Annotated in this window: 14 protein-coding genes; 6 read left to right on the top strand and 8 right to left on the bottom strand. The window is 59.9% G+C overall.

Annotation, left to right across the window (positions count from 1 at the left end):
• Nucleotides 1-41 precede the first annotated feature (41 nt).
• From astA to CKW21_RS08195, 5 genes are all read left to right on the top strand, one after another.
• The gene (astA, locus tag CKW21_RS08215) at nt 42-1,076 is read left to right on the top strand and encodes an arginine N-succinyltransferase (protein ID WP_095193477.1); all 1,035 of its coding nucleotides are present in this window, start codon (nt 42-44) and stop codon (nt 1,074-1,076) included.
• 137 nt (nt 1,077-1,213) lie between these two features.
• Complete coding sequence (locus CKW21_RS08210) at nt 1,214-2,083, top strand: oxaloacetate decarboxylase (protein WP_095193476.1); 870 nt, start codon at nt 1,214-1,216, stop codon at nt 2,081-2,083.
• 843 nt (nt 2,084-2,926) lie between these two features.
• Complete coding sequence (locus tag CKW21_RS08205; protein ID WP_095193475.1) at nt 2,927-4,378, top strand: NAD(P)/FAD-dependent oxidoreductase; 1,452 nt, start codon at nt 2,927-2,929, stop codon at nt 4,376-4,378.
• 22 nt (nt 4,379-4,400) lie between these two features.
• A complete protein-coding gene (locus CKW21_RS08200) occupies nt 4,401-5,357 on the top strand; it encodes an alpha/beta fold hydrolase (protein ID WP_095193474.1) in 957 nt (318 codons plus the stop codon).
• Between the two features lie 111 nt (nt 5,358-5,468).
• The gene (locus tag CKW21_RS08195; protein ID WP_095193473.1) at nt 5,469-6,848 is read left to right on the top strand and encodes a VOC family protein; all 1,380 of its coding nucleotides are present in this window, start codon (nt 5,469-5,471) and stop codon (nt 6,846-6,848) included.
• 118 nt (nt 6,849-6,966) lie between these two features.
• Here CKW21_RS08195 and CKW21_RS08185 read toward each other — a convergent pair whose 3' ends face one another.
• A complete protein-coding gene (locus CKW21_RS08185) occupies nt 6,967-7,644 on the bottom strand; it encodes a type 1 glutamine amidotransferase domain-containing protein (protein WP_095193471.1) in 678 nt (225 codons plus the stop codon).
• Nucleotides 7,645-7,969: 325 nt separating this feature from the next.
• Between CKW21_RS08185 and CKW21_RS08180 the strand changes: the two genes are divergently transcribed.
• Nucleotides 7,970-8,491 carry an Hcp family type VI secretion system effector gene (locus CKW21_RS08180; RefSeq protein WP_095193470.1) on the top strand — a complete coding sequence of 174 codons (522 nt, stop codon included), beginning with the start codon at nt 7,970-7,972 and terminating at the stop codon, nt 8,489-8,491.
• A 400-nt stretch (nt 8,492-8,891) separates the two neighbouring features.
• Here CKW21_RS08180 and CKW21_RS08175 read toward each other — a convergent pair whose 3' ends face one another.
• From CKW21_RS08175 to CKW21_RS08150, 7 genes are all read right to left on the bottom strand, one after another.
• Nucleotides 8,892-9,476, bottom strand: coding sequence for a hypothetical protein (locus CKW21_RS08175; RefSeq protein WP_095193469.1), 585 nt, complete (start codon nt 9,474-9,476; stop codon nt 8,892-8,894).
• 86 nt (nt 9,477-9,562) lie between these two features.
• Nucleotides 9,563-9,730, bottom strand: a complete 168-nt coding sequence (locus tag CKW21_RS31475; protein ID WP_170948646.1) for a hypothetical protein — start codon at nt 9,728-9,730, stop codon at nt 9,563-9,565.
• Between the two features lie 11 nt (nt 9,731-9,741).
• Nucleotides 9,742-9,984: a hypothetical protein gene (locus CKW21_RS08170; RefSeq protein WP_095193468.1), complete on the bottom strand. Its 243-nt coding sequence runs from the start codon at nt 9,982-9,984 to the stop codon at nt 9,742-9,744.
• Nucleotides 9,985-10,046: 62 nt separating this feature from the next.
• Nucleotides 10,047-11,117 (bottom strand): lipocalin-like domain-containing protein, encoded by a 1,071-nt coding sequence (locus tag CKW21_RS08165; protein ID WP_095193467.1) that lies wholly within the window; start codon nt 11,115-11,117, stop codon nt 10,047-10,049.
• Nucleotides 11,107-13,578 (bottom strand): FtsX-like permease family protein, encoded by a 2,472-nt coding sequence (locus CKW21_RS08160; RefSeq protein WP_095193696.1) that lies wholly within the window; start codon nt 13,576-13,578, stop codon nt 11,107-11,109. The genes CKW21_RS08165 and CKW21_RS08160 overlap by 11 nt, the downstream gene beginning before the upstream one ends.
• A 1-nt stretch (nt 13,579) precedes the next feature.
• A complete protein-coding gene (locus CKW21_RS08155) occupies nt 13,580-14,248 on the bottom strand; it encodes an ABC transporter ATP-binding protein (protein WP_095193466.1) in 669 nt (222 codons plus the stop codon).
• Between the two features lie 157 nt (nt 14,249-14,405).
• Nucleotides 14,406-16,103 carry a sulfatase-like hydrolase/transferase gene (locus tag CKW21_RS08150; RefSeq protein WP_095193465.1) on the bottom strand — a complete coding sequence of 566 codons (1,698 nt, stop codon included), beginning with the start codon at nt 16,101-16,103 and terminating at the stop codon, nt 14,406-14,408.
• Between the last annotated feature and the right edge of the window lie 81 nt (nt 16,104-16,184).

Below are 16,184 nucleotides of genomic sequence, written 5' to 3'. Positions count from 1 at the left end.
CAACGACGACGCCCGATCTGGCGCAAACAAGGAGTTGCAGCATGATTGTCCGTCCGGTCCAGGTCACCGACCTTCCCGCCTTGCTCGCGCTGGTCCGGCAAGCGGGCCGCGGATTGACCAACTTGCCGGCCAACGAGGAGCGCCTGACCCATCGTTTGCGTTGGGCGAAACGAACCTTCGCCGAACAGGTCGAGCGCGCCGATGCCGATTACCTTTTCGTCCTTGAGGACGACGATCAGCAAGTGATCGGCGTCAGTGCCCTGACCGGGGCTGTGGGCCTGCGCGAACCCTGGTACAACTACCGGGTCGGGCTGACAGTCAGCTCATCAGCAGACCTGGGCATCAGCCGGCATATTCCGACCTTGTTCCTGAACAACGAAATGACCGGCCAATCGGAACTCTGCTCATTGTTCCTGCGCCCCGATCAACGCCTGGGCGGTCACGGTCGATTGCTCTCCCTGGGGCGCCTGTTGTTTGTCGCAGAGTTTCCGCACCTGTTCGGCGACAAGCTTATTGCCGAACTGCGCGGGCGCGCTGACGAACAAGGTTGCTCACCCTTTTGGGACAGCGTGGGCCGTCACTTTTTCCAAATGGATTTCAGCCATGCCGATCATTTGTCGTGGCTGGGTAACAAGTCGTTCATCGCCGAACTGATGCCACGCCAACCGCTTTACACCTGCCTGCTCACCGAACAGGCCCAGGCCGTGATCGGCAAACCTCATCCGAACAGCGAACCGGCAATGAAAATCCTCACCGTCGAGGGTTTTGCCAACCAGGGTTACATCGACATCTTCGACGCCGGCCCGGTCATCGAGGCCCCGGTGTCGAACATCCGTACCGTGCGTGACAGCCAATTGCTAGAGTTGGCCATCGGCACTCCGGACGACCAGGCGCCGATGTGGCTGATCCACAATCGTCGCCTGGAAAACTGCCGGATCACCACTGCTCAGGCGCGACAGGTCGGCAATTGCCTGATGGTCGACCGTCTCACCGCCAAACGACTGCAACTGCAGCCCGGAGATGGGGTGCGCGGTGTGCCAATGGTCAAGCAACAGGCACGGGCAGTGGCGGCTTGATCGGCAGTCGCCCGAACAAAAAGGCAGTAATCACGTTAAATTCGTCATCATTCCTAACATGCACCCGTGATAGCCTCTAACACTTTCGGCGTTGACACTTTTGCTCAAGCCCTTCCATTTCCATTGGTGGAACTCATATGTCCAGGCTGTCTCATCAAGATTTGCGCCGCAATTTTCGTCAACTGTTCGCGTCCAACACCTGCTACCACACCGCATCGGTCTTCGATCCGATGTCGGCACGCATTGCCGCCGATCTGGGCTTTGAAGTGGGGATTCTGGGTGGTTCGGTCGCGTCGTTGCAGGTACTGGGCGCCCCTGACTTTGCCTTGATCACCCTCAGCGAATTCGCCGAACAGGCCACCCGCATCGGCCGTGTCGCCCAATTGCCGGTGATTGCCGACGCCGACCATGGCTACGGCAACGCACTCAACGTCATGCGCACCATCGTCGAGCTCGAACGAGCCGGCGTGGCGGCCCTGACCATCGAAGACACCTTGCTGCCGGCGCAATTCGGCCGCAAATCCACCGACCTGATCACCGTCGCCGAAGGTGTCGGCAAGATTCGCGCGGCACTGGAAGCCCGGTGCGATTCGGAAATGGCCATCATCGCCCGCACCCACGCAGGGATCCTGCCGGTCCAGGAGATCATCAGCCGGACCAAGCAATACCAGGCCGCCGGCGCAGACGGCATTTGCATGGTGGGCGTGAAAGATTTCGACCATCTGGAACAAATCGCCGAACACCTGAGCGTACCGCTGATGCTGGTGACCTACGGCAACCCGGCCCTGCGCGACGACAAACGCCTGGCCGAACTGGGCGTGCGCGTCACCATCGATGGCCACGGCGCCTACTTCGCCGCGATCAAGGCGACCTACGACAGCCTGCGCGAACAGCGCCAGATCTTTACCCAGGCCTCGGATTTGAACGCGACCGAACTGACGCATACCTATACTCAGCCCGAGGAATACATCCGTTGGGCAGAGGAGTTCATGAGCGTCAAGGAGTGATGGGCAGCAGGTAGTGCTTTTCTCCTGAAAGGACGCTATCGCGAGCAAGCTCGCTCCCACAGGGTTAGCGTCGTACACATAATTTGTGTTCGACATATTCCTTGTGGGAGCGAGCTTGCTCGCGATGGCGTCAGATCAAACACCGCTAAACCGAAGCCTTGAACCCCTCCTCCCGCTGCAACGCCCTCGCCTGAATCACATCCAGCACAGCGCAACCTTCACGCATGAGCAAATACACGGCGCGAGTCACCCGCGTGATCTCCTTTGGAAGCGGACTTGCTTGCGAAGAAGGTGTGTCAGCCAATATTTATGCTGAATGAGACACCGCCTTTGCGAGCAGGCTCGCTCCCACAATGGGTCGACGTACGCCCGCTGCTTTTCACCACTCATCAGGCCGAGCGTCAGCTCGCCTTCAGCTCTTGATCTTGATCCACCCGCCCCTTCGGCAGGCTGAGTGGAGGCGTTCATCCGGGGATGGGCGCGCAGCGCCGTTCGACGCAGTCGAACCCATTGCATGTAGGTGCAGCGAAGCCAACCGGAGGGCAATGCCCCCGGATGAATGCCGGAGCGAAGGAACCCCGAGCCTTGGCGAGGGGCCGGACGCCGGGGCGAGCGTTTTTTTGGTTACTTTTTTTAGGCGCTTGTAAAAAAGTGACTCGCCGTAAGGGCGAAACCGCCAGTGGCCGTTACCGCAGCAATGGATATGTGCACCATCAAAATATGTCGCCTGACACATAGCCTTCGCAGGCAAGCCTCGCTCCTACAAAAGCAAAAGCAAAAAGCGCCACAGAAACGGCTATACATGAAGATAGGGTTGACCCCATAGCGGCAAACAGGAGCCCCATGCAGACCTTTCAGGTATTGATCATCGGCAGCGGCTTTGGCGGGCAGTGTGCAGCGGTCAATTTGCTCAAGGCCGGCATCACCGACTTTCGTCTGCTGGAACGGCGGGATTTCTTCGGTGGCACCTGGTGCCAGAACACCTATCCCGGCGCGGCGGTCGACGTGCCCTCGCCGCTCTACTCACTGTCCTTCGCCCCTTACCGCTGGACGCAGATGTTCGCCGAACAGGCCGAACTGCATCGCTACACCCGTTACGTGGTGGAGCGCTTCGGCCTGCGCGACCGAGTGGAACTGCTGGCCAATGTCGAGCGTGTGGAATGGGACGATGAGGGGAAGCGCTGGGCGGTTCATACCAGCAAAGGCACGTTTCATGCGCAGTTCCTGATCAATGCCACCGGGCCGCTGAGTCAACCGGTCGTACCGCGCTTCAAGGGCCAGGAACGCTTTCAGGGCAAGACCTTTCACACCAATAACTGGGACCATTCCTACGATTACCGGCAAAAACGCGTGGCCATCGTCGGTAGCGGTGCCAGCGCGGCCCAGGTGATTCCGTCGATTGCCCCGGACGTCGGGCACTTGCATGTATTCCAACGCACACCGCATTGGGTGCTGCCCCGGGCGGACCGCACTTTCGGCCGCTTCCAGCGCTGGCTGCTCGGGCTCAAGCCCGCCTACAAGCTGCTGCGCTGGATGATCTATTGGCAATTCGAAACCCGGGTGATTGCCTTCAAATACTCGAAACCGGCGGTGCGCATGGTCCAGCATCAGGCCCTGCGCTTCATCAAACGCCAGGTACCGGACGCCGAACTGCGTCGAAAACTCACGCCGGACTACACCATTGGCTGTAAACGGGTGATTCTGTCGAGCACCCTGTACCCGGCGCTGGCCCGCCGCAACGTGACACTGCACAGCCGCGAACAGGCCATCGCCGAAATCGACGAGACCGGCATCATCATGCAGGACGGCCAGCACATCGACCTGGACCTGATCGTCTGGTCCACCGGTTATGACGCCACCGACGGGGTGATTTCCTACCCGGTCACCGGCAAAAACGGCACGCAGCTCAGAAACGTCTGGGCCGAGTACCCCCGAGCCTACCTGGGCACCAGCCTGCCGGACTTTCCCAACCTGTTCATCGTTACCGGCCCGAACACCGGGATCGGCCACACATCGGCGCTGTTCATCATCGAATCGCAGATGAATTACATCCTCGACTGCATTCGCACCTTAAAAGCACAAGGTTTGCGCAGCATCGAAGTACGCCCCGAGGCAGAACGTACCTACACTGAAATGATCCATAGAGAAATGGAACGCACCGTGTGGAAGTCCGGAGGCTGCCACAGTTGGTATCAAAGCAAGAGCGGTCATGTGATTGCGATGTTTCCCGGGTTCAGTTTCAGCTTTCACCGCTTGACCCGAGCCCTGAAACCCGCCGATCACATATTGTCCTGATCCATCAGAAGGAAGACGCCTGATGCTTTTACTGGTTGTCGCTATCGCGGTTTTTGCGGCCTGGAGCTGGTTGAGCTACCCGGCCATCGGGTACTGGCTGTACAACTTGAGCGTGGCCGCCGAGGCCAGGTTGTACAAGCTGCACAAGATTGTGGTGCCCATCAGCGAAATGACCGTCTCGACCTGGCAAGGCGGGCCGTACGAGGCATCCAGCAATGTGTTGATGCTTCACGGCTACAGCGCCGATAAAAATATCTGGCTGCGCTTTGCCCGGTACTTTGTCGGCAATTACCGGGTGATCATCCCCGACATTGCCGGGCACGGCGAAACAGGCTTCAAGGCCGGTGGCGGCTATGACATTCCGCTGCAGGCCAAGCGCATGATCCAGCTGCTGGATGTGTGCGGGGTCGAGAAGGTCCATGTGATCGGTAACTCGATGGGCGGCTATATCGCGGCCTGGCTGGCGGCCACCTATCCGGAACGCATTGCCTCGGTCGCCCTGTTTGACCCGGCGGGCGTCGCCTCGCCCGAACCCAGTGATCTGGAGCACCATTTGTTCCGGGGCCACAACCCGTTCCTGATCAACTCGCGGGAAGAATTCAAATATTTTTATGCCATGACCATGGCCGATCCGCCGTGGGTGCCACGGGTGGTGCTGGATGCCATCGCCCATCGCTATCAACAGACGCGGGACGAACTGGAAGAAATCTTCCGCGAATTCCGCGCCAGCCCGCCGATGGAGCCGAAACTTCCGTCGATCAAGGTCCCCGCACTGTTGTTGTGGGGGCGCAAGGATCGCTTGATCGATGTCAGCAGCGTCGCCATCTGGAGCAAGGGCATCGCTGATTTGCGCGTGGAAATCTGGGAAGGCATCGGCCATATGCCCATGGTCGAAGCGCCTGCCGGCTCGGCACGCCTGTATCGGGAGTTTTTGGCATCGCTGCGCTCGGAAAGCCCTCAGGATCAACGATTGCATTGAGGATGCAGTCCTTTGCAGAATGAAGTTCGTCAGAAACTTCGTTTGTCGGCGTGGCTGAAGGCTGCGATCTTTTCTCCCATCCTTCACGTCACCGCGCCAGGAACCCTGTTCATGAACCACCCGAACTTCGTCAGCCCCGACCTGATCCGCCAACGCTTCTCCAAAGCGATGTCCGACATGTACCGCGAAGAAGTGCCGCTGTACGGCGCCCTGATGGAGCTGGTGGAACAGACCAACCGCCATGTCCTGGACAACGATCCGCAAGTGGCCCGCCAATTGAACAGCACCGGCGAAATCGAGCGCCTGGACCTGGAGCGTCATGGCGCGATCCGGGTCGGCACGGCCGCTGAACTGGCGACCCTCGCCCGCCTGTTCGCGGTGATGGGCATGCAGCCGGTGGGTTATTACGACCTGACCCCGGCCGGCGTGCCGGTGCATTCCACGGCGTTTCGCGCGGTGCATGAAGCCTCGTTGCAAGTCAGCCCGTTCCGCGTGTTCACCTCGTTGCTGCGCCTGGAACTGATCGAAGACCCGGAACTACGGGCATTCGCCCAGTCGGTGCTGGACAAGCGATCGATCTTCACCCCTGCTGCGCTGACGCTCATCGATCGCGCCGAAACCCAGGGTGGCCTCACCGAACAGGAGGCCGGGGAATTCGTCAAACAGGCGCTGGAAACCTTCCGCTGGCACCACAGCGCCACCGTCACCGCCGAGCAATACCAGACACTCAGCGCCCAGCACCGGCTGATTGCCGATGTGGTGGCGTTCAAAGGCCCGCACATCAATCACCTGACCCCGCGCACCCTGGACATCGACATTGTCCAGGCGCAAATGCCGGTACATGGCATCACCCCCAAGGCGGTGATCGAAGGCCCGCCCCGCCGCCAATGCCCGATCCTGCTGCGCCAGACCAGTTTCAAGGCACTGGACGAACCGGTCGCGTTCACTGATCAAGCCGAGTCACGTGGCAGTCACAGCGCCCGTTTCGGCGAAATCGAACAACGCGGCGCCGCCCTCACCCCCAAAGGCCGGGCGCTGTACGATCGTTTGCTCAATGCTGCCCGGGACGAACTCAAGGACTTCCCCAATGAAGGCAACGCGGCCCGTTACAACGCGTTGATGACGCAGCACTTCAGCGAATTTCCCGACACCTACGAAGGCATGCGCCAACAGGACCTGGCGTACTTTCGCTATTTCGTGACGGAAAAAGGCCTGGCGGCGGCCGAACTGAAAACCTTGCCTCTCGAGGATCTGGTCAGCGACGGCTATCTGCGGGTTGAACCCTTGGTCTACGAGGATTTCCTGCCGGTCAGCGCGGCGGGGATTTTTCAGTCAAACCTGGGCGACGCGGCGCAAACCCACTATGGCGTGCATTCCAATCAGCAAGCGTTCGAAGCAGCACTGGGACGTCCGACCATTGATGAGTTGAGGTTGTATGCGGAGACGCAACGGCGTTCGATCGAGCAGTGTTTTGCCTCGTTCGCGAACTAACACGCAATGACTGTAGGAGCGAGCTCGCTCGCGATGGTCGTGAACGATAACGCGGGGAGTCTGACGCCCCGCGGCGTTCTCGGGTTCTTCGCGAGCGAGCTCGCTCCTGCAGGTTTGTTTATTTCAGTTTCGCCAACAACGCTTCAGCCGTCGCCTGCGACGACGCCGGGTTCTGCCCGGTCAGCAACAAGCCGTCGGTGAGCACATAGCTTGCCCAGTCAGGCCCCTTGGAAAAAATCCCGCCCTTGGCCTTGAGTTCGTCTTCCACCAGGAACGGCACGACATCCGTCAGTTGCACAGCGTCTTCTTCGCTGTTGGTGAAGCCCGTCACCTTCTTGCCCTTGACCAATGGCTGACCGTCCGCGCCCTTGGCATGGCGCAACACCCCTGGTGCATGGCATACCGTCGCAACCGGTTTTCCGGCGTTGTAGAAAGCTTCGATCAGGGCTATCGATTGCTTGTCCTCGGCCAGGTCCCAAAGCGGGCCATGGCCGCCGGGATAAAAGATCGCATCGTAGTCACCGGCCCTCACCGAGCCGAGCAAGGCAGTGGAGGCCAACGCGGATTGTGCGGCCGGGTCCTTGCGAAACCGCTCGGTGGCTTCGGTTTGCGCGTCGGGCTCGTCGCTTTTTGGGTCCAGCGGTGGCTGGCCGCCCTTGGGTGAGGCCAGGGTCAACTGCGCGCCAGCATCCTTGAAGGCGTAATAGGGTGCCGCGAATTCTTCCAGCCAGAAGCCGGTTTTCTTGCCGGTGTTACCCAATTGATCGTGGGACGTTAAAACCATCAGGATTTTCATGTCTTCACTCCATCTCGGGATTGCGGGGGGATTTGTAGCGTGATGCGCAAGAGACTACGCGTAGATCCTGGTGTAAGACCCTGGGGCGAGGTGGATCGTTCGGTCGGAAAGACCTTTCAGAATGGTGCGCAAAATGCCGCCATGAATTGCGCGATGTTCTGCGCAGTTTTGGGAGAGCGTAGGATCAAAACCTTCCGGGATGGCTCTCAACCTACCGTTTTCCGTGGCTTCACGCTTCTTGGCACGGACCTTGTTAACCGTCAGTCCCCCGTCGGGCGATAACGTCTTTCGGGAAGATTACTTAACTCTAGCAAGGAGAGCATCCATGGCTTTACCCGCGTACATGTCCGTCGAAGGTCAGGTGCAAAAGCTGATCACCGAAAACGCGAGTACTCAATTATCCGCAGGCGCTGGTGCTATCGACGAAGAGACGCTCAACAACTATGTCTTGGTGCAAGCCTTCAGCCATGAAGTCACCAAACCCTTTGACCCACAATCCGGAATGCCTACCGGATTGCGTGCTCATAAAGCCGTCATTGTCACCAAAGGGTTCGACAAGGCTTCCCCACTGCTGCAACAAGCCTTGTGTACGGCAGAGCCTTTGAAGTCTGTAGTCATCAAGTGGTACCGCAACTTTGAAGGTAATAATCAGCACTACTACACCACGACCCTGGAAGGTGCGCGCATCGTTCAGATCAAGGATTACATGCATAATTGCCAGGACCCCGCAAACGCGCATTTCACACATATGGAAGACGTGCACTTCACCTACCGGAAGATCACTTGGACTCACGAGATATCCGGCACATCGGGCTCCGATGAATGGGGTAAACAGAAAACTGACTGAGTGTTTTCACAAGCAAAAAAAATCGACCAGTTTCGCTGGTCGATTTTTTTTAACTTAAAGAATGACCCCGCCGAATTTGCACCAAACCAAGTTCAATAAATAGCGTGTTTTGCGCGTCGCGGCAGGAAGCCTAAGGGATAGAAGGTGTTCGCCCAGTGCAATGGCCTCGGCAATCCATGCACTGGTAAAGAGCCGTGACACTGGGCGAACGGCGCGTATTTTAATTGATATGGATGAATATGTCCGCGCCTGCAAACATGAAATTTACAGATACAGATTTTATCAAATGTCGATTCAAATATTATTCAGATCGATACTTAAAACTCACCAGTTCGTCCATAAAAGTGATTATTCCTATACAAGAAGTTGTACAGGAATAATCAAAAAATAGAGCTGACACTCAACTTCCGCGCTTACTCGTCACTGTCAGTATGTCGGTGTAGACAACGTTAACGCTTTGCCCAACTTTCAGATCCTTCAACTTGGCTTGAACTTCCGGCCGTTCGATATCAAGGGTTTTGCTCTGCCCGGCCGGGTTCTCGAGGGTCACCTGATTTTTCTTCAGATCGATATGGGTGATTTTCAGCTGCACCTGCACCTGGCGATACGCTTCGCCGCCAGGGTTGGCGCTGCCGGGAGCTGCACGAACTTCGCCGGTGCGCTCAATGGTGCCTGGCAGGCCCTTGTCGACATCGGTGTCGAGATAAGCCGCCACGGCGCGGGTGACCTCGACGTCGACCTGGTCGCCGACTTTCAGGTTGTCGAGGTTTTTCGCCTTCTCGGTCAGTTGCACGTGCACCTGACGGCCTTCCGGCCCTTCGAGGACGACTTGACGGTTGGCAACATCGACCGAGACGACTTTGGTGCTGACTTTATCGGCTTCCACGACGGCGGACAGCGGAATATCCGCGGCAACGGCGCCGAGGCTGGCGGCAGACAATAAGGTGGCGAGGGTGATGGCTTTGGCCAGTGCATGACGTTTCATAGGCAGAACATTCCCTGTGATCAATGGCGACAAACGGCACCGAAGCAGGCTGCGATGCCGAGCGTGCCAATGAGCATAGACGCGGATCAGGAATGCTTCGCGGTTTCTTGTGCGGTCGATTCGCCGCTGGCCGTACCCTTGCCGCTTTCCTTGCGCCGGGTCGGGTCAGTAGAACGCAAGGCATCATTGTCACGCTCAACCTCTCCGGGTGGCCGTGGTTCGTCGGGGTGTTGCGTATCTGGCGTGGGTTTCATGGCTATGTTCCTCAGGCTTCGGGATCGTCGACTTCCCTGGCCACGTTGATGGCCGGCGAGCGTTTGTGGGATTGCTCCGCCCTCGCCCTCAGCTCCTGCCATTGTTCAAGGTCAATGGCGCCCTGCCCCAGCAGGTCGTCGGCCAGGTTCAATAGCTGCTGAAAATGAGCGTCGGGGGACTGTTGCCAGTAGGCCTCGTCTTCGAACAGGCGCTGCCACGCATCAAGGTCGGGGGGTGTGAGGTCTTCGCGCATGGCAGGCTCCGGTCAGAGGGCTTCTAGATTTAGGAGGCTGGTGCGCAGGCGAGAGTTCCGACTCAATAACCGGTCATTTCCAGATACCCCTGCCCGCCATGGCTGCCGCTCAAGCGCACAGGGCCTTCCCAGTAGGGAATGCGCAGGTCCATCCAGGCGTTGGGGTTGAGGGCGCTGATGACGATGTCCAGGTGTTTGTCGGGAATCTGGATCGACCAGCGTACAGGCATCGGGCGCCCGGCCACGCGGGCGGTGTCTTGAGGGATGAGCCGAATGTCGGGGCCGTGCAACAACTGCGTCTGGCCTTGGGCATCGATCCACGTGCCGGTGAGGTAAGGTTCACCGTCCTTTTGCCGCATGCGATAGAGCATCACCTGTTCGCCACTGTCCAGATGCAGGGAAAGCCAGTCCCAACCGGTCTGGTTGGCGGTCAAAGGCTGACTGCTCCATTCGCGGTCAAGCCAGGCGGGACCGTTGACCTGAAACGTCTTGCCGTCGATCTGCAGCGTGCCGCTGGCCTGGAAAAACGGCTGGCTGTAGTAATACGACGCCTGGCCCTCTTCGGATTTCTGGCTGAAGCCTTTGTCCCCTTGCAACACCAGCGGCCGGCTCGATGTCAGCCGCAGTTGATAGCTGAAAGCCTTGTCGCGGGCACTCAGTTGCAGGTCGGCCAGCGGGTCGCCATCGCTCGATTGGCTGTTGAAACGCCAATCGTCGATCCACGCATTGAACGGCGCCAGGCTGACACCGGCCAGGCCGACGCCGCCGCGGGCATAGCGTTCGGCAGCATGATGCACCGTCGCCGAGGTCACGGCCGCATGACCGAGCCAGATCGTCTGGTTTTCCCAGCCTGCCACTTCGGGTGTGGCTTTCAAGGCGCTGCGAAACAGCGTCCATTGCGCACCGAACTCGTTACCCTGCCCGTCCTTCAGGTTGGCGGTGACGTACCACCATTCGATGCGAAATCCATCGTGGGGACCGTGATCCGCCGGGAAGCTGAACACTCGACCGGGCACGACCGGCGTAAACGCCGCCGCTTGATTGCCCATCCCCGCAAAGCCTTTTTCCGCCGGCGCCGGGTGATCGCAGCCCGCCAATAGCAGCGCCACCAACATGAACGAATTAATCCTCATGGGCAAACGTCCTCAGCAGGTCCGCCGGCCGGGTGCGATACAAGGAGTACAACGGCCACGCCGAAGCCAGCAAGGTCGCCAGCAGCGCCAGCCCCATCAATTGCAGCAATTGCAGCGGGAATACCCGCAACGGCAAACGCCAGCCGAAGGCCTGGACATTGATCACCGTGTCCAGGCACCAGGCCAACGCGATGCCCAGCGGCAACGCCAGCACCAGCGTCAACACCGCCAGCAACCAGGTCTGGCCGAGGTTGAGCAACATCAGTTGCCGACGCGTCACGCCCAGCGCCCACAACGGCGCCAGTTGCCCGAGGCGGCTCTGGCTTTGGGTCAGCAGACTGATGAACAGCGCCACGCCGGCCACGCAGAGGGTCAGGCTGTTGAGGGCGGCGGTGGCGGCAAAGGTGCGTTCGAACACCTGTGTCGACCAGCCCTTGAGCCGGGCCTGATCGACAATGCGGCTGTCCTCCAGAGCGAAGCGATCTTGCAAAGCCTTCACGAACGCCGGAATCGACGCCGGCTCGATGCGCAGGTTGAAGCGATTGGGCGTCAGTTGCGGCCAGCCGCGCAGCAAGTGATTGACGTTGACCAGCACATGACCCTTCGGGTTGCCATAGTCGGCATAGATCCCGACGATGCGTGGCGACCAGGGGCCATTGGGCGTGGCAATCGTCAGGTGATCCCCCAGCCGCACGTTCAAACGCCGGGCCAGTTGTTCGCTGAGCATCATTGCATCGTCCGTGGCCAGGCGCTCCCAGGGTGAGTCGCCCAAGGCTTCGAGCAACGGCCAGTGCTGGCGATAGGTCGGGTGATCGATGACGCCAAAAATATCCGTGGGCCAACCTTGCAGCTGGATCGACACCTGCCAGTTGGGCAACACCGCCGTGAGTGGCGGCTGCTGTTTGAGCCAGGTGTGCAGCTCCAGTGCCTGGGCCGGATTTTGCGGATTGAGGTACAGCTCGGCGGTCAGCCGTTGTTCGAGCCAATTGCTGAAGGTCTGGCGGAAACCGCCGGTCATGCTGCCGGCACCGATGTTGGCCGCCAGTGCCAACAGCAGCGCCATCAGCGCCAGGCTCAAGGCCGGCAGTTGCTGGCGGCAATCGGCGACGAACCACTGACCGAGCACGGACCGACTGCGACCGATCAGCCCGTTGAGTACGGCATTGAGCACCACCGGTAATGCCAGTGCGGCGCCCAGCAACAGCGCGGCCAACAGCACGAAGCCGCTGGCCAGGCTGTCACCGCACAGCAACGCCAGCAAGGCGATCGCCAAGGTCAGCGCCGCCACCCAGCCCTGACGGCGCAACCAGCGCGCGTGGGCCTGATGCCAGGCCTGCGGATCGGCCAGGGCCAGCAGCGGCAAACGCGCTGCCCGCCATAGACTGTTGGCGCCGGCGAGCAACGCGCCGAGCAGGCTCAGGCCGATGCCGCTGAACCACCACCACGGGCTCAGGCTCAAGCGCCCCGCCACTTCGGCGCCATACAAGCCGCGCAGGCTGGCGGCGACATCGGGCAGCAGCATGCCGGCCAGCAGGTAACCACTGACCACACCGGCCATGCCCCCGAGCAAGGCCAGCACACCCAGTTCAACCGCCAGGCTGGCGATCAACATCCGCGCACTGACGCCACAGGCGCGCAATGTTCGCAGCAAACCGCGACGCTGTTCCAGTGCCAGCCCGATGGCGGCATGCACAATGAACAGGCCGACCACGAAGGACAGAAACCCCAAGGCATCCAGGTTCAGATGAAAGCTTTCGGTCAGGCGCACCAGATTGTTTTCTTCACCACTGCTCTTGAATTGCAGTTGGCCCTTGAACGAATCGGGCAGGGTCGCGCTGAAATCCTTGGGCAACAGCAGGCGCGACAACTGATCCGGCAAGCCCAGCACCCGCTGGGCAAAACCGATGTCCACCAACAACACCCCCGGCGCCATGTCTGCCTGAATGTGCAACGGCGGCAACGCCTGACCATTCACCGCCAAAGGACGATCGCCCTCCTTCAGCCCCAACGCTTGAAGGGTCTGCGGCGAAATCCAGGTGCTGCCGGGTGGCGTGAAAAACTCGACGACCTGCTCGATGGTCAACGCCTGCCCGGCCACGACGCCACCCGCCGGCAGCGACACCGGTTCGATGCCCATCAGTTGCAGACGCTGATCCTCATGGCCCTTGAGCGTCAACCGCCCCTGCAATACCGGCGACACCGGCCAACCGGCACGGCGCAAGTCGACAAACCATTGCTGCGGGAAGGTCGCGGAAGTGGGGGAACTGAGGCTGGCCTGGGGTTCGCCGCCGATCAGTTGACTGGCCCGGGCATAGCTGTCCCGCGCCTGAGTGTTCAGCGCCTGCACGCCGGTCAACAGGCTGGTGGCCAGCCACAGCCCGGTCAGCACGCTGAAAAACTGCACCGGATGCTGGCGCCAGTGACTGAGCAGTGCGCGCAGGGTTTCGCGAAAAATGCGCACCTCAGCGCCCGTCCACACCGGCCAGGCGACCACCGTGCAGCACCACTTTTTCCGCCAGCCGTGCCGCGACGCTGGGGCTGTGGGTGACCATCAACAGGGTCGTGGGGCTGTCATCGAGCAGTTCCAGCAACAGCTTCAGCACCTCGTCGCTGGTGGCCTCATCCAGGCTGCCGGTGGGCTCGTCGGCCAGCAGCAGCTTCGGTTGCGAGGCCAACGCCCGGCCCAGCGCCACCCGCTGCTGCTGGCCACCGGAGAGTTGTTCGGGATAACGCCGCAGCAGATCACCCAACCCCAGGCGTTGCACCAGATGCGCCTGCCAGCGCGGATCATGTCGCCCGGCAAGCCGCGCCTGAAACGCCAGGTTGTCCTCCACCCGCAAGCTGCCGATCAGGTTGAACTGCTGGAACACCAGGCCGATTTCCGTGCGTCGCCAGTTCGCCAGTTGTCCTTCGTTCATCCGTTCCAGCCGTTGTTCGCCGCTGCGGATGCTGCCGCGATCGACCTTGTCCAGCCCGGCGATCAGGTGCAGCAAGGTGCTCTTGCCACTGCCCGACTCACCCATCAGCGCCAGGCTGCTGCCGGGTTTGAGGCTCAGGTTGACGCCTTGCAGCACCGGCAATGGGCCTTGTGGCGTTGCGTAGCTTTTGAAGACGTCCCGGACTTCGAGCATGGGGGGAGGCTCGTTGAAAGCAGTGAGCCTAGGATAGCGGACGGCGGCAGCACCGCGTCATCGTTCTTCGCGAGCAGGTTCGCTCCCACAGTGGAATGCATTTCACATGTGGGAGCGAGCCTTGCTCGCGAAGGGGTCGGAACTGGCAACTAAAATATCACTGCCCCACCGCCACGCTCGCCGGCGCCTGCGACGGCGTCACGATGTTGTTCAAGTCGATGTACTTCCACTCCGGCTTGGCCCCCAGTCGCGCATTGAACCGATAGTTGAACGTGAACTCATCCGCCGTCGGCACGCTCAGCGGTTTGCCGTACACCGCCTCCACCCCTGCCAGGTCGTAACCCATCACCTGCAGCAAGGTCGGGAAGATGTTGTAGTGACTGGAGCGGTCCTTGTTGCCGGCAAGTGCAGCCTGCCAATCGAGGGTTTTCAATCCACTGCCCTGAATCACCACCAGCGGCACCAACCCTTCCTCTTCCACCGGGTCGCCACCGCAATGGGTGTTCAATCCGGGATTGCCCCGTTCATGCAGATCCTGTCCATGATCCGAGGTGTAGATCAGCACGGCGTTGTTCAAATTCGCCTGGGCAAATACCCGTGAAAAAAACTCCCCGACGTTCCACAACAGCGTGTTCTTGTAGGCGTTGCGGTACAGCACCCAATCGTCCGGCTTACCATTGAAACCGTCTCGCTCGCCCGTGTCCGCCACTTCGACGAACTTCCCCCGGGGCAAAGTCGGACGATAAGCCATGAACGCGTCCGGGTACTTGTCGTGCACCGGAAAATGCGCCCCGACCTTGTTGACCAGCACCAGTTGCGGCTTGCCGTCATTGAGCAGTTCGATCAACTTCGCCGCCGTCGCCATGTCACGGTCGCGCACGCTGGTCTGGTCGAACTGCACGAACTCATCAATGTCCTTTTTCTCTGCCGCACTCATCAGGTTCTGCAGATTGCCGCCGGTGCGCTGAGCATCGATGTAGACCGTGCTCAGGCCGGCCTTTTTCGCGTACTGCCAGATCGACGGCAGTGTGCTGTTGATCCGTACGTAGTCGGCGCGGGTGCCGCCATAGCGCAGGGTGACGTTGGTGTCGACGCTGCAATTGGCGATCGAGGCGGCGTAGCCATAGTTGAAGATGTCGACGCCCGGACGCGGCTCCTTGAGGTTGCTGTGCACACCGAACGGCGCATTGATGTCCAGGTAGTTGCCGGAAATGCTCTCGTCGATGACCAGCACAATATCGTGACCCACCGGTTGATCGACGCGCGCCAGACTCACCGGTTCGCGGGGGCCGACGGTGTTGTGCAGGGATTCATAGGCGAACAGGTTCAGGTAGGCCAGCGGCGTGTACATCACAGGCAGGCCCCGCGCGCCCTCCCCGGCGCGCACGAACAACACGGCACTGAGCAACAGCACGCCCAGCAGCGGTGCCGCCACCAACAATGCCCCCGGCACGGGCATACGCCGGCGCGGCTTGAGGCCAATGCCGAACAACAGCAACAAACCACCGAGCACGCCGCTGATGATCGCCCCACGGTACTGGTACAGCGCCTCTTCAATGAAGCCACCGGAATACACCAGCGAGACAAAACTGCTGTAAGTCAGGTAATCGGCGGTAACCCGCGAATAAACATCAAAGAACACCGCCGAGCCAAACATCGCCAAGGCGAACAGATGACGAATCAGCGTCTGGCGAATGTAGGCCGTCATGAATAAGGCAACTGTCAACACGACGAACATGCCGACAAACAACACAAGTGGGAAACTTAATCCGATTGCACTGATACGACCAAAGTAATAGTCGTAATGGGTGAGCAAATAGACAGCAATCAGAATTTCTTTGAAGTATCGAATCATTATTTTGGCGCCGGTTATTCATCACTATGGCCAGAAGGTCGTCGGCCATTTTTTGACACTAGCATCGAGCCATCAAAGCGC

Origin of the sequence: Pseudomonas sp. Irchel 3A7, from assembly GCF_900187565.1 — a bacterium.
GTDB lineage: Bacteria > Pseudomonadota > Gammaproteobacteria > Pseudomonadales > Pseudomonadaceae > Aquipseudomonas.
This window is presented reverse-complemented; position numbering and strand designations above follow the sequence as displayed.